The sequence below is a fragment of the Mesorhizobium sp. USDA 4775 genome (assembly GCF_054062655.1).
Genome location: NZ_JBSSFM010000001.1, coordinates 5,637,074 through 5,651,598, shown reverse-complemented (window position 1 = coordinate 5,651,598; position 14,525 = coordinate 5,637,074). Strand labels below are relative to the sequence as shown.

At 62.3% G+C, this 14,525-nt stretch carries 12 protein-coding genes; 2 read left to right on the top strand and 10 right to left on the bottom strand.

All coding sequences use genetic code 11. The features are described from left to right. Positions 1-126: 126 nt before the first annotated feature. The 10 genes from ACVILI_RS27720 to ACVILI_RS27675 form a co-directional block, all read right to left on the bottom strand. On the bottom strand, positions 127-801 hold the full coding sequence (locus ACVILI_RS27720) for a helix-turn-helix domain-containing protein (protein ID WP_240565183.1): 675 nt from the start codon (positions 799-801) through the stop codon (positions 127-129). 123 nt (positions 802-924) lie between these two features. Continuing rightward, entirely contained in the window at positions 925-2,145 is a 1,221-nt protein-coding gene (locus tag ACVILI_RS27715) for an ISAzo13 family transposase (protein WP_038650363.1), read from the bottom strand. A gap of 768 nt (positions 2,146-2,913) precedes the next feature. Next, the gene (locus ACVILI_RS27710; RefSeq protein WP_240565182.1) at positions 2,914-4,080 is read right to left on the bottom strand and encodes a Gfo/Idh/MocA family protein; all 1,167 of its coding nucleotides are present in this window, start codon (positions 4,078-4,080) and stop codon (positions 2,914-2,916) included. Between the two features lie 70 nt (positions 4,081-4,150). Further along, positions 4,151-4,579 carry a GMC oxidoreductase gene (locus ACVILI_RS27705; protein WP_457102664.1) on the bottom strand — a complete coding sequence of 143 codons (429 nt, stop codon included), beginning with the start codon at positions 4,577-4,579 and terminating at the stop codon, positions 4,151-4,153. Beyond that, positions 4,540-5,847: a GMC family oxidoreductase N-terminal domain-containing protein gene (locus tag ACVILI_RS27700; RefSeq protein WP_457102663.1), complete on the bottom strand. Its 1,308-nt coding sequence runs from the start codon at positions 5,845-5,847 to the stop codon at positions 4,540-4,542. Before ACVILI_RS27700 ends, ACVILI_RS27705 begins: the two co-directional genes overlap by 40 nt. Next, positions 5,837-6,496, bottom strand: a complete 660-nt coding sequence (locus ACVILI_RS27695) for a gluconate 2-dehydrogenase subunit 3 family protein (RefSeq protein ID WP_240565179.1) — start codon at positions 6,494-6,496, stop codon at positions 5,837-5,839. The genes ACVILI_RS27700 and ACVILI_RS27695 overlap by 11 nt, the downstream gene beginning before the upstream one ends. 103 nt (positions 6,497-6,599) lie before the next feature. Further along, the gene (locus ACVILI_RS27690) at positions 6,600-7,562 is read right to left on the bottom strand and encodes an ABC transporter permease (RefSeq protein WP_199201978.1); all 963 of its coding nucleotides are present in this window, start codon (positions 7,560-7,562) and stop codon (positions 6,600-6,602) included. Then, on the bottom strand, positions 7,559-9,124 hold the full coding sequence (locus tag ACVILI_RS27685) for a sugar ABC transporter ATP-binding protein (protein WP_202358448.1): 1,566 nt from the start codon (positions 9,122-9,124) through the stop codon (positions 7,559-7,561). Before ACVILI_RS27685 ends, ACVILI_RS27690 begins: the two co-directional genes overlap by 4 nt. Before the next feature lie 130 nt (positions 9,125-9,254). Next, a complete protein-coding gene (locus ACVILI_RS27680; protein WP_096450523.1) occupies positions 9,255-10,379 on the bottom strand; it encodes a substrate-binding domain-containing protein in 1,125 nt (374 codons plus the stop codon). A 79-nt stretch (positions 10,380-10,458) separates the two neighbouring features. Next, positions 10,459-11,292 (bottom strand): sugar phosphate isomerase/epimerase family protein, encoded by an 834-nt coding sequence (locus ACVILI_RS27675; protein ID WP_202358449.1) that lies wholly within the window; start codon positions 11,290-11,292, stop codon positions 10,459-10,461. Between the two features lie 133 nt (positions 11,293-11,425). Between ACVILI_RS27675 and ACVILI_RS27670 the strand changes: the two genes are divergently transcribed. After that, the gene (locus ACVILI_RS27670; protein WP_202358450.1) at positions 11,426-12,829 is read left to right on the top strand and encodes an ROK family transcriptional regulator; all 1,404 of its coding nucleotides are present in this window, start codon (positions 11,426-11,428) and stop codon (positions 12,827-12,829) included. A 299-nt stretch (positions 12,830-13,128) separates the two neighbouring features. Next, a complete protein-coding gene (locus ACVILI_RS27665) occupies positions 13,129-13,998 on the top strand; it encodes a substrate-binding domain-containing protein (protein WP_202358451.1) in 870 nt (289 codons plus the stop codon). Positions 13,999-14,525 lie beyond the last annotated feature (527 nt).

Below are 14,525 nucleotides of genomic sequence, written 5' to 3'. Positions count from 1 at the left end.
CGCTCACATGATGCGCCGGCTGCGCGTGCGTAGTCTGGCCGCAGGCAGTGACGCTTCTGGTGCTGGCCCGGTTCCGAGGCGAAGAATAGCGTTAACATACCGTTTTATCGGCAGCAGAACAACTGATCACCGATCGACGCGCCGGGTCAGTCTCACCCGCCTCGGGCCTTGCAAGGAAATGGCACCACGCTGCTGTAGCTCCGTAAAAACACGACACACCGTTTCGACGGAGATTCCAAGCAGATCCGCCATGTCGTAGCGCGAGATCGGAAGCGCAACCCCTTCGTTCTGGGCCTTGGAAATCCGTTCGCAGAAATAGATGAGAAAGGCGCGCACCTTTTCCTTGGCGGTCATCGTGCCGACGATCAGCATCTGCTCCTGGAGCCTCTCGATTGCTTCGAAGCTGCGCATCCGAAGCTCACGCGCTAGAGCGGGATTCGCATCGGCAAGCGCCTCGAGACGCTGGCGCGGATAGCACTCTATTGATGTTCCGTCGATTACGGACTGGACCCCGAACCGATGACGGTTGTGGGGGGTGAAACCGAAGAAGTCGCCCGGCAGGTGGATCTCGACGATTTGCCTGCGCCCGTTGGCGTGTATGATATATTTTCGGGCCGCTCCAGACACGATGCGGTACCAGGTGTCGCTCCTATCTTCCTGACTGTAGATTTCCTGCTCGCGCCCAAATCTCCGTACGCGGGCGATGGAAGGAAGCGCCTCCGGCTCGCCAGCGTCGCTCTGCTGCTGGTACCGTAAAGCGAGTGACTGTCCAGTGTATTCCGAATTTTGGTGCTCAAGCATTACGCGAGTCCCTTTTTGCTTGGCCCTGCGACCCTCAAAGAAGCATCACGATCGGCAATAATCTTTACAAAGGAAATTCGGGGACTTCCCGTATCGTAATATCCCTTAGGACGTGTCGATAATTTATCGCGCTAATTTTTGGGATTGCGGCTTGATTGTATAGTTCCATTCACCGTGGAATTCGTTGCGAATGATGTTCAAGCTGGCCATGTCCTCGTCGGAGACTTTGATCCCGGCGGGATAGCGGTTTTCATCAAGTTCGCAACGAACGGTCAGTCCCGCCGTCGAGGTTGTGGCGCCGATGAGTTCGACGATGGTGCGATAATCGGTGAGCGGTCGTCCACGCCAGTTTCTCGAGATGAACGAGAAGAGGCGGTGTTCGATCTTGTTCCATTTGCTGGTGCCGGGCGGGAGATGGAGGACAGCGATGGTCAACCCCAACTCGTCGGCCAGCTTTTGGAGTTCGACTTTCCACAGGCGCACGCGCGAACCGTTGCTTCCGCCGCCGTCGGCGGTGATCGTCAAGGTATGAGCGTGCGCGTAGCGATCACGCCCCATGCTGATCCACCAGGAGCGTATGGCGTTGACGGCGAAGGCAGCGGTATCGTGGTCGATCCCGACGCTGACCCACCCTTTGTCATCGGCGATATCATAAATACCGTAGGGCGCGGCACGACCGAGCTTCGGGTCGACGAAATCATGGACGCGGACCGGCTCTGGTGCTCCGGCCGGTCGGTATTCACGTCCGCCATTCTTGAAGTCGCCGACGAGTTCTTTCTTCTTCGTATCGACGGAGATCGCAGGTTGACCGGCCGTAATGGCGTCCTTGACCGTCCTGGCGATGTGCTGGAACTGTGCGTCGCGATCGACGTGGCTCGATCCCTCCAGCGTCTTTCGATTGCCCTGAAGAGAATACCCAAGCGTTTTCAACAGAGTACCGACGACGTCATGACCGACACGATGGCCCATGGCGCAAAGCGCCGCCGCCAAGTTCCGCAAGCTTTTCGATGTCCACTTCAAGGGTGACATCGGATCGCCACGCGTGGCGGGGTCGACAAGCCTTTCCAGGTCGCTGAGAAGTGTCGGATCCGTCTGCGTCAAAGGTTTGCGTCCGGCACCCTTGCGCCGGATGCCGCCAAGAGCTGAATCCGGCGCCGCGCCGCGCAGTTCCCGCAATCCATATCCGATGGTGCTACGCGCGATCCCCGTTGCCGCGGACACCGCCGCGATCCCGCCCCAGCCCGCGGTGAGCGCTTCCGCCGCCGCAAAGCGGCGACGACCACGCTCGTCCAGCACGGGGCTAACCGCATCATAGCGGAGCTTTATAGCGGCGACATCGATCACCGCCCATGTCTACAAAGCAACGCAGGATTTCGGAATCCCCCAAAACGAGCTTTATCGATTCAGCAATTTATCGACGTGTCCTTAATCCGAGGCGAGCGCCCCGCTGTCCTCCGGCACGAACGCCGGTCAAGGACTCCTCGCGATTGGTCCCTCAGATAACAACATGCTCCTTCGCGGCACATTTCGCGAAAGGGCAGTTTCGTCGGCAAGGCGACGTCGCAGCGCATTTTGAAACATCAGCGACCGTCGCCGGCTTGCTGGGCTCGGCATCGATTAGTATCAGGCTATCGATGGCAGGGCCCCGGAAGCGCAGTACCCCAGTCGAAGCACGTCCAATGGCAAGGAAGTCCGGCGTGCCATCAGCGTCGCGTGGTCACCCTCGACCGCAAGATGATCGGCTTTGGCCATCTGTGGCGCGGTGCAGCGTAGGCCGGCACCGAGCTGGTGCTGAAGTGGGGCAAGGACGGCATGGCGATCGACGTTGCGGCCCAAGCAATTGCACTACCGTTCCTTTCGCTGGAACGCGCCGCCGCTTCTTGGCAGCCACAAACTGGCAGGCCCCCTACCTGACGATCGGTCCCAACGCTGCCGGTCCGCTTACGGCCCCGACGCCTCCAAACCGCAATGTGCCTCAAGTCGGTCATAGTCAGGACGATCTGCCCAATCCCGAACCGGACATAGTGATCTGGGCTTCTGAAGATTGAAAGCCGGTGGAGGCCAGTTCGTTCTTACAGCATGGCGCTGATTGAGTGATGCGCAGGGCACTCATCACAATCTTGTCCAGACGCCTCCTGCAATCGACGAACGAATAGCGGCGTCGATGAAAGCCAGGCCCTTGACGCCATCGTCGACGGTTGGGAACAGCGTTTCGGGCGCAAGCGACCGGCCCGGGCGCATGGCGACGATCGCCTCGGCGACTTCACGATACAAGGTGGCGAAAGCTTCAAGGTAACCTTCAGGATGGCCAGCCGGAACGCGCGAGGCACGTCTGTTTGATTCATCTGCGCCGGCGCCGTTGCGGGTAATGATTTGCCGGTTCTGGTCGAGCGATGACCAGACCAGCTGGTTCGCGTCGCGCTGCGTCCATTCCAACGATCCCTTCGAGCCATAGACGCGAAGACTGACCTCATTCTCGTTGCCGATGGCGACCTGGCTGCACCAGAGACTGCCACGCGCGCCGTTTTCATAGCGCAGCATTATCTGGGCGTTGTCGTCAAGCCGCCGTCCCGCCACGAAGGTGGTAAGCTCGGCACATAATGCGTCAGGCTCGAGCCCGGTAACGAAACCTGCAAGATTGAAAGCATGGGTGCCAACGTCGCCAATTGAGCCGCCCGCGCCCGAGCGTGCTGGATCCGAGCGCCACTCGGCCTGCTTGTTGCCGCCGTCCTCGAGTTTCGTCGCCAGCCAGTCCTGCGCGTATTCGACCTGGACGATGCGGATCTCGCCCAGGTCGCCGTTGCGGACCATGGCACGGGCCTGCCGGAGCATCGGATAACCGGTATAGGTATGGGTCAGCGCCACGACCAGCCCAGAAACCCGCGCGGCCTCCCGTAGCGACAGTGCCTCGGCCAGCGTCGTCGTCAGCGGCTTGTCACAAATGACATGGATGCCGGCGTCCAGAAAGGCGCGGATGGCCGGCGCGTGCATGTGGTTCGGGGTGACAATGGAAACCGCTTCGATGCCGTCGTGGCGGACGGTTTCGCTGCGCGCCATGTCAGTGAAATCGGCATAGCTGCGGGTCGCGTCGAGGCCGAGCAGCGCAGCGGATCGTGCCGCGCGCCCCGCGTCCGAGGACAACGCTCCCGCGACCAGGTCGTAGCGGTCGTCGAGGCGGGCGGCGATGCGGTGCACCGCGCCGATGAAGGCTCCTTCGCCGCCGCCTACCATCCCCAGACGGATGCGGCCACGCCTTCCAGCGAAACGGTTGCCGCTCATGGCGCTCTCCATTGCTGGGGTCGACCGGAGACGTGGCTGGGGGCAGACTTTGGCGGCCTCCAGCAGGCCATCACGCAGCCGCGCCCCGTTCGGCGATGATCTTGTCGGCGACGCGCCAGGCATTGGCCATGATGGTCAGCGTGGGGTTGGCGCCTGTGCCTGTCGGGAAAGGCGATCCGTCCACTGAGTAGAGGTTCTCGACTTCGTGCGCCCGGCACCATCTGTTGAGCACCGACGTTGCCCCGTCATCGCCCATACGTGCCGTGCCGTGCTGGTGCGAGCAATTGCCGGTGACGCGGTCGGCATAGACCTTGCGGATGGTCAAAGCGCCACTGGCCTCCAGAATGTCGGCACCGCGATCGATCAGGTAGCGTCCTTGGTCGAGATCGTTCTGGTGCGGCTTCAGTGTCACGCGCGCGACCGGCAGCCCCCAGGCGTCGACCACCGTTTCGTCGAGGTCTATGCGATTGTCGTGCTGGGGCATGTCATGCAGCACCATGGCAATCGCCAGCGAATGGCTGTCGCGGTCGTTCTTCTTGGCCTCAGCAGCACCATGGCAATCGCCAGCGAATGGCTGAAGTGGTCGCGGTCGTTCTTCTTGGCCTCAGCGCCCCAGGATGGCGTGCCCGGCATGCGCCAGTTGATCGGCAGCGGGATGCCGACGCCCGCCACCGCAATGTGCCCGCCGGAGACGAAGCCGCGCGATGCGTCGTGCTCGTAATGTTGAAAGGTCGAAGCGCTGACATAGCCGCCGCCGGCCCAGGCATAGACCGGATCATCATAGGTCCCGACCGCAGCCGAGTATTCGTGAAAGGTAACGTTGCGCCCGACCATGTCGCTGCCATTGGCAACGCCGGTCGGGAAGCGTCCGGACTTCGACAGCAGCATCAGGCGTGCGGTTTCCATTGCGCCGCAGGCAAGGATGAAGAGATCGGCCTCCTGCTCTATCGTGTCGCCATCGGCGTCCTGGTAGATCGCTGCCTTGATGTTGCCTTGGCTGTCCAGAGTGAGTTCGCGAACCACGCAGTCCGGCCGCAGCTCGAAATTGCCGGTTGCAACGGCGTCCGGAATGAAGACGTTGAGCGCCGACGAGCGCGTTCCGGTCGGGTCTCCGTGCTGCTGTGCAAAAGCGCTAACCACCGTCGCCTTGCGACCGTTGAACGGGCGCGACAAGGCGGCCTGCGGCGTCGGGAAGGCGTTCCAGCCAAGCGCGTTGCAGCCCTTGATGAACTTCTGTGCATAGCGCGACATCGGCATTGGCGGACACGGATAGCCGCCCGAGCGGTGCGACTCGAATTTGTTGGCGCCGGGCTGGCCGGACACGCCAAATGCCCATTCAACTTTGAGATAGTAAGGCTCGAGCTCGCGGTAGGTGATCGGCCAGTCGGCAAGGCTGGTGCCCGGCAGGTCGCCGGCCACGGTGCGCAGGCGGAAATCGTTCTCGGTGAAGCGCGGCAACCAACCCTGCCAGTGGACGGTGCCGCCGCCAACCATCTGCGGCACCGGGCAGAACATTTCGGAACGCGCGCCGTCTGAGGCGGTCTCGCGCCACGTGCGCGGATTGAGGATCGGGTCCGGCCAAAGATTGTAGCGATTGATGTTGGCGAGTTCGTCACCGCCAAAGCTTTCCTTCTTCCGCCACGGCCCCTTTTCGAGGGCCACGACCTTGATACCGGCTTCGCAAAGCACCTTTGCTGCGGCGGCGCCGGACGCGCCGGCGCCAATGATCACGACGTCGGTTCTCGCGGGTTTAGTCTTATAGGCCATCGTGGAACTCCCTGACCTTTTCGGCTTCGCCTTCGGCGAAATACTGCAGCGTGGTGTAGCGGCCCGTGTGGACATCTTTCAGCGAGGCGGGGCCAGGAAAGCCGATTACCTCCCAGCCGATCCGGTTCCTGTTGCCGCCATAGATGGGGTCGGCATAAAAACCCTGGCGCGTGTGGGTGACCAGCAGCGGCAGGAAATCGAGGTCGACCTCTGTCGAGGTCTGCTGCAGCGCGGGTTGGGGCGAAACCGGGCCAGCGAGCGCGTCGTTGACGGCGAGCGTCGTCGGCGCACCCGTGCCGGCCTGCTCCAGTTCGTGGAGGATATCGTCCTGCTGCTGTGCCGCCAGCGCGACGAAGTCGGCCGAGAATCTCTCGTGGGCACGGGCATCGAGGTCGAGCAGTCCGGAGACATAGCGTTCGCGCATGATTTCGATGCGCTGCATCCACGCCTTGGCCGATGCGCCTTCGAGAACTTCGAAGCCTGAGCCGTCGGGCTTGGCGAAGATGTAGCCGATACCGGAGAGATAGCGGTCAACGAAGTCCACGCAGCCGGCTTCGCGTGCGCCCGGCGTGTCGTCGGTTGGAATTATGCGGGCCATAGCGGCCTCCACCGTGGCGCGCTGATGCGGATTGAAGAAGGTGTCAGACATAGCATGTCCCTTGCTGCAATTATCTTTTCGGGCCGACACGTCCGGCCAGCGCGCCACAAGCTTGCTGCCTGGCAAAGCCCGCCTGCGTTCTTCCGCACTCCGCCTAACGCTTGCGCGTTTGGCTGATGGCGACTGCGATGATGATGATGGCGCCGCGGGCGATCAGCTGCTGGCTGAATTCCAGTCCCATCAGCACGAGGCCGTTGTTGATCAGGCCGATCATCAGCGCGCCCATGATAGAGCCGACCACCGTGCCGGCACCGCCGAACAGGCTGGTGCCGCCAAGCACGGCCGCGGCGATCACCGAAAGCTCGTCGCCTTCGCCGAACTGGAAGCGGCCGGAATGGAGACGGCCCGCATAGAGCATGCCGGCAAAGGCGGCCGCCACGGACGACAGCATCAACACGCGGAACTTGATAGAGGCGGTGTTGACCCCGGAGTAGCGTGCCGATGTCTCGTTGCCGCCGGTGGCCAGCACGCGCCGCCCGAACGTGGTGCGTCGAAGCACGATGTGGCCGGCGATGCCGATGATTGCCACCCAAATCAACAGGCTTGGTATCGGGCCGAGGTTACCGGCGCCGAAGATCGCCGCGTAGGGCTTGCTCAGTATGGGGATCGCCGCCGTGCCGCTGATCCACATGGCGACGCCGCGTGCGATGCCCATCATGGCCAGCGTGGTGAGGAACGAGGGAATTCCGATGCCGGTGGTCAGCCAGCCATTGACGGCGCCGACGACGACGCCGGTGCCCAGGCCGTAAAGGATGCCGCCGGGGATGCCGAACTGGTCGATGCCCATTGCAGTGGCGACGGAAGCGAGGCCTGCGACTGCCCCGACCGACAGGTCGATCTCGCCGGTGCTGAGCACAAAGGTCATCGTCACCGAGACCACGGCGATGATCGCGGTCTGACGGATAATGTTCAACAGGTTGTTGGGGTCGAGAAAGCCCCTGTCGCCCAGCGTAGCGGCAAAGACGAGGAAGATAACCACGAAGCCGATATAGATGATGTATTCACGCCAGTTGGCCAGTGCCGAGAATTTGCTCGCTGATGCGGCCGTGTCGGTCATTGGATAATTCCTCCGCGGGCTTCCTGCATGAATTTGTTGAGTTTCTGTTCGGCGTGCTGAAGACTGTCGATCGAGTCCACCTTGGCGGCGTCGTCGAGATCGTGACGGGCGATGTCGCGCACGATGCGGCCTTCCGACATCACCAGGATTCGATCGCAAGCGGCGAGCAGTTCCTGCAACTCCGACGACAGCACCAGGATTGCCTTGCCGGATTTGGCGAGGTTGCGGATCAGCGTCACGATCTCCGATTTCGAACCGATGTCGATGCCGGCGGTTGGTTCGTCGAGGATCAGCACCTCCGGTTCGGTCGCCAGCCATTTGGCGATGACGACCTTCTGCGCATTGCCGCCCGACAGCGTCCTGATGGTCGCTTTGCGCGAGTCGGTTTTGATGCGCAGGCGCTGGATCGAGCTTTCCGCCAGTGCCGCCGACTTGGCGCGATCGACCCATGTCTTCGTCGAAAGGCGATCAAGGTTGGGTAGGTCGATGTTGCTTTCCACCGAATGGAAGGCGACGAACCCCTGACGGGCGCGGTCTTCCGGCACCAGCGCAATGCCGGCGTCGATGGCATCTCGCGGCTTGGCGATCGAAACCGCCTTGCCTTTGATCCGGATCTCGCCACTAGTCATCGGCTGGACCCCGGCCAGCACGCGCGCCAGCGACGAGCGGCCACTGCCCAGCAGGCCAGCGACGCCGACCACTTCACCGCGGCGAAGCGTCAGATCGATACCGATCGGCTTGCCGGAGCCCGAAAGGCCGCGTGTTTCGAGCAGCACTTCGCCGATAGTCGCCGTCTCACGCACCACGTCGGAGAAGCCGCGAGAGCGTCGGCCGATGATATGGGCGATCATCGATTCCAGCGTGAATTCCGACATCGGCGCGGTGATGATGTGCTTGCCGTCGCGCAAGATGGTAGCGCGGTCGGCTATGCGGAAGATCTCGTCCATGCGGTGCGAGACATAAACGATGGCGACGCCCTGGCCGCGAAGCTGGCGCACATATTCGAACAGCCGCTCGACTTCGTTCTGCGACAGCGCAGTGGTTGGCTCGTCCAACACCAACACCTTGCACGGTTGCGAGGTCGCCTTGACGATCTCGGTAAGCTGTCGGTGTCCAGCCGGAATGTCGGAGACCTTGGCGTTGGGGTCGATCTCGACGCCCATGCGCGCGAAAAGCTTTCGCGATTCGGCCGCCGCGGTTCTGTCGTCGATGAGCCCGGAGTTGGTCCTGATCTCACGGTTGAGGAAGACATTCTGCGCCACCGTCAGCGTCGGAATCAGGCTCATTTCCTGGAACGCCATAGCGACACCGGCATTGCGCGCTGCCTCGGCGGTGAAGGTGGCTAGCGGCACGCCGCCGATCTCGACCGTGCCGGAGCTTGGCGGTTGCACGCCGCGCAGAATCTTCAGGATTGTCGACTTGCCGGCGCCGTTCTCACCGAGCAGTGCGTGCACTTCGCCCGGGCTAACGTCGAGATGAACGTCGTCAAGCGCCCGGACACCGCCGAAACGCATGCTGACATTTCGCATTCGGACGGCTTCGGCTGCGTTGGCAGTGTTCATGACAACACCCTAGGGCAAAACAAAGGTTGCGTCGGGTGGGACGAATGGTTCGGCCTGCCGGACAGAAACGTTGCGCTTCTGCTCGAACTCGGCCGAACCCATCTCCACCGGGAGGACCTGTCTGCGAAGCCTACTGCATGCTTTGCTTGATCTTGTCGGTGACCGGCTTGTGGTAGACCTGCTGCCAGGCATCGGCGAGATTGGCCTTGGTTACCGGCAGTGCCGGCAGCGCGACATAGGCCGGCGCCTGCTTGCCAAGCAAACCGTAGCCGGCCAGCATTGCCTCGGTCACGCCCTGGTCGTAGGGCCGCTGCGCTGACAGGCCCTTAACCGGACCGCCGCTCGCCATGTTGATGGCGACGTTTTCGCCGAGGTCGCAATTGACAATTACCAGGTCGTCCCGGCCATTGGTGAGAGCGGCGGAGATGACGCCTTCTGCGGGCACATCCCACACTGCCCAGATACCCTTGATGCTGGGGTTGGCGACGAGCAGGGCGCCTGCCGCCTTCTCGGCATCGCCTGAGAAGTCGGGACCGCCGATGCCTTGCTCGGCTACGACGTGGATGTCCGGATAGTTCTCGGCCAGCGTCTTCTTGACGGCGTCGTAGCGCTGCTTGGTGACGAAGAAATCGGCTGCATGGAAGATCAGTCCGACATCGCCCTTGCCGCCAAGAGCCTGTGCCAGCAGGTGCGCGGTGGCGACGCCGTTGCCGTAGTTGTCAGCCGAGACGGAGCTGACGTAGTCCTTGCCGGCTACGAAGCCTTTCGGCACGTTGTCCATGAAGACGAGCTTGGCGCCTGCGTCGGCCGCCGCTTTGTAGGCCGCTGCGGTCGCGACCGGGTCGGTCGGAATCGACACGATGATATTGGGCTTCTGGGCCATTACGGTCTCGAGGTCGGACACCTGCTTGTCGGGCTTGAAGCCCGCGTCGGTAACGGCGACGACTTCGATACCCATGGTAGCGAACTGCGCCTTTAGGCCTTCGATTTGCGCCTGCGACCAGTCGTTGCCGGCATAGTGCATGACAATGGCGGCCTTTGCGTGCATGTCCTTGATCTTGGCGAGTTCCTCATCGGTGAGCTTCACGCTCGAGGCGGCTTCCGGCTTCTCGCCGTTAGGTCCGAGGCTCATCACATGCTGGCCGATCTCAGTCAGCGCCTGGGCAGGATCGATGGCATAGGCGGCGTTCGAGGCGAGGCCCAGGCCGAGCGTCAGACAGATTGCCGTCGACCGAAGCAAGGTTTTCATGCGCATGGTGTTTTCTCCCTGATATTGTTTGGTTTTCGTTATTGCAGTTACAGACGCCTCCCGGCGGCAACGCCGGTCGGCAAATTCAGACTTTCGCCAGTTCCGCTTGCACAAAGGCGTGGCTTTCCCGCGCTCCGGCGGCAGGATCGGCCCAGGCGTCGAGTTCGTTGCAGATCCAACCCGTGTAACTGATGTCCTTCAGGGCCCGGATCACGGCGCCATTGTCGCAATCGCCCCGGCCGACCGGCACGAAGGCGAACGGGTCGCGCTGCCATCCCTTGAGGTGGACGTAGGAAATGCGTGACGCGTGCTCGCGCACCATAGCTGCCACGTCGCCTCCGGCAGCGGCCAGATGCGCGGTATCCGGACAGAACCCGATCGCGGTCTTGCCGAAGATCGTCCGAACCTCGTCCGGGTTCTCGACGATGGTGGAAAGGTGGGGGTGGTAGTGAGCTTTCAGGCCGTGCTGCGCAGCGATTGCCATCACCTTGTCGAGCGCCGATGCCAAAGCATCGTAGTCGCTTTGGCGCGTCCCGTCGTGGCGCCGCGCGCCGCCGCCAACAACCAAATGCTCGGCGCCGAGCGCCCGCGCTGCGTCCGCCGCCTTGGTGACGCGCGCCAGTTCTTCGTCAAGGATGTCCGTGAAGATGAAGTTGCCGCCGGCATAGATCGAGACAAGCGACAGGCCGGTGTCGGCGAGGATATTGCGCATGGCGGCGTAATCGTCGCCTTCGTTTTCGACGACATTGCCGTCGAAGAACTCAATACCATCATAGCCCGCTGCTGCAATATCGCGCGCGGCCTCTGCCATGTCCCCGAACGTCCGGTAGGCCAAACGGTTGATGGAGGTCACACCAACGGCGTCGCCCCCAAGCGGACCCCAGCAATTGGCGTGATAGGCCAGCTTCCAAGCAGTCATGGCGTCTCCTCCCGACACGGCCCAAATGCTTTTGTATTTGCAAACGTATCTTTAGTTGATAAAATGCAAAAGTCAATTAAGTTTTCTGTGTCAGCGACAAAATAGGCATTGCGTCTTCCGAAAACGCTCGTCCATGGTGGACAAGAAGGAGCAATCGGCCGTGGCAAGGACTGGTTTGGGAGGCACCGCAGTTGCGGATGCAGATCGATCCGGGGAGACTGGTTCTCCAGCGGCGGCCGACCGCGTGAGGGCCCTTGAAGCCGAACGCCAGAGTCTTGTTTCGCTTCTTAACATTCTGCGCTCCAGTGAACCTTGCACGCGTCTCGACCTCGAACGAGAGGCCCGGCTCGGCCGCGCCGTGGTCACGGACCGGCTGTCGACGCTTGCTGCCTTCGGCCTTGTTGACGAAGGCGGTGTCGGGCGCTCAATAGGCGGGCGCGCGCCGCGTCTGGTGCGGTTCCGATCGGAGGCCGCGCGCATTCTGGTCGCCAACATCGACGGCGACACCATCGGCCTTGGTCTCGCCGATCTGGACGGGCGGCTCATCCTTGAGCACTACGAGGATTTCGACGCCGCTTCCCCAGCGCAGGCACTGTTCGATCGGCTCGAGGCGCTGTTCAACTGGTCGCTCGGCAAGGATGGTGCTCCGCTGTGGGCGATTGGTCTGGGAGTGCCGGGCGCGGTAGAGCAGAAGGACTCGAACAGCCTCGCGATCCCTAAGCTTGGCGCTATGCCTGCGTGGGACGAGGCGAAGCTTCTGGAGCGTTTGATACAGAGGTTTCAAGCGCCAGTCTGGGTGCGGGGCGCCGTGCAGATGGAGACAATGGGGGAACTAAGCGCCCTGTCAGCGGAATCCGGGCGCGACATGCTCTATGTCGACCTTGGCTCGGATATCACCGCCGGCATCGTCGTCGACGGCCGCCTGCATCGTGGCGCGCAAGGCATAGCCGGACAGATAGGGCATGTTTACGCCGGCGAGCCGCACAAACGCATTTGCGGTTGCGGCAATGTTGGCTGCCTGCAAACCGTCGCCGGCTGCGATGCCATTGCTCAGGCCGGCCTGCTAGCGGCAGAACAGGGGCAAAGTCGCCTTCTCGGTGAAACGCTCGCCGCTACCGGGACGGTGACGGCTGCCGACATTGGCACAGCGGCGCGCCTTGGCGACCCGTTCTCGGCCGATCTGTTGGCGCAATCCGGACGGCTGATCGGCACCGTCCTGGCGACGCTGGCCAATATCCTCAACCCGTCGATGATCGTTCTTGGCGGCGAACTGTCCCAGACGGGAGACATCTGCCTGGCTGCGATCCGCGAGGGAATATACGGGCACGCGCAGCCTCTCATCAGCCGCGATATCCGTATTGTCCATTCGCGCATGGGGCGGTCGGCTGGACTTGTCGGCGCCGCAGCTGTCGCCGTGACTGAACTGTTCGCCCCCGCGTTCCTCGGTGAATGGATCGTATCGGGCACGCCGCTAGCCCACGCCGGAGTCACCAACTTGCTGGCTGCTGTCGAGAAGACGGCGACAACAGGCAGTTGAGCGTGCAGCCCACCCGACTGGCTGTCGCGCGGTCGCCGCGATCAGCCGCGGCGCTTGCAAACCCCAACCACCTGCGGTAGGTTGATTCAATACAGCTGCCCGCAGAGGTGGCGGGCGGGAGGAGCAACGGGATGCTGAGAACTGATGTGGCAATGCCACCCGGATGTGTGTTGCCGGTTTCGTCCATCGCGCGTCCGCTGGTGGCAGGCCTGGGGCCACATGGCGAACGGCCGGCATCTCCCGAATTGCTGCGCCTGTCTGCCGACATGCTGGAGCGCGCCAGGGAAAGAGCCTTCCGCGTGGCGATCGTGCTGCATACGACCGCTTCGGACTGGGCCCAGCGTCAGATCGCGGGCATCAAGGCAGGCTTGGAGCAGGCGGGCGCCATCGTCGTCGACATCGTCGATTGCGGCTACGACGCGGCCGCCCAGATCGCAGCGATCGAACGGCTGGTGCAATCGAAGCCCGATGCCGTGATCAGCATCCCCGTCGGAAGCACGGCCGTGGCCGCAGCTTTCCGCAAACTGGCGGCTGCCGGGATCAAGCTCGTCCTACTCGACAACGCGCCCTCCGGCCTGCTTCAGGAGACCGACTATGTAAGCGTCATATCGTCGGACAATTTCGGCCTCGGCCAGATCGCCGCCAGTCTGATTTCGCCACACATCCGGCGTAACGGCACAGTCTGCGTGGTCGCCTACAATGAAGACTTCTTCGCGACGGCGCAGCGCGAGATCGCTTTCGGCAAGTGGATGCGGCACGAGCGCCCGGACATCACGCTGACGCAGCTGAAATTCGAGGTGCCGGCAAATGCCGGAAGCGCAGTCGGCCCGTACCTCGATGCCAATCCCGATCTTGACGGAATGTTCGTCGTCTGGGACGAGCCAGCAGTTGCATCGCTACCGGCTTTTTCTGGCCGCTCCCGGATCCCGGTCATGACCACGGTTGATCTCGGTAGCGCGATCGCTGAGGCCCTTCTCGGAGGAAAGATCGTCAAGGGAGTTGCCGCGCAACGCCCTTTCGAACAGGGCGAGATCGCGGCCATGGCCGCGATTGTCGGGCTCAGCGGCAATGCTGTGCCGCCGTGGATTGTGCTGCCGGGGGTAGCCGTGACCTCTGGTAATGTCGCGGAAGTCTACAAGCATGTTGGCGGCGCTCCCAATTTCTATTGAGCCGACGTTACGAGAGGTTAAACGAACGCCTCATGCAAGCCTGTCGATGGCCTGAAAGATCATATCGATGCAGGCGCGGTTGAATGGTTTTCGACGTCTGGCACTTCGTCGGGAGCAAATCCGACCTTGGGTGTCGAGAACAATTTCACGGCACTGGATCCATTCCGGCCACCTACGACGGGCCGCTTGAACTCCAGCCTAGTGTACCCGTCAAGGCAAGTTGCTATGATCGCAAGTTCCCCGGTGACGGCGAGTTCCCGAACGCACGTTTCCGTACTGGCGCCCAATAATGGCCTGAACCAGATCAGGCACGAGGTCTTCTCGGCCATACTAGCGGATGAGTGCGGAACAGGTCAGCCGCATCAGTGCGGGCTACTCTGAGCGCCGCTGGCCCTAATATGCCCGCGATGGCATTGCCATGACCACTATCCGCGCCGATGCGCGATTGGGGTAGCTGCGCTTCTGTTGGCGGTGCCTGGCATCCGCTGTGCCGCTGTCGTAATTGCAAGGGAAGCGTGCATCAGGGC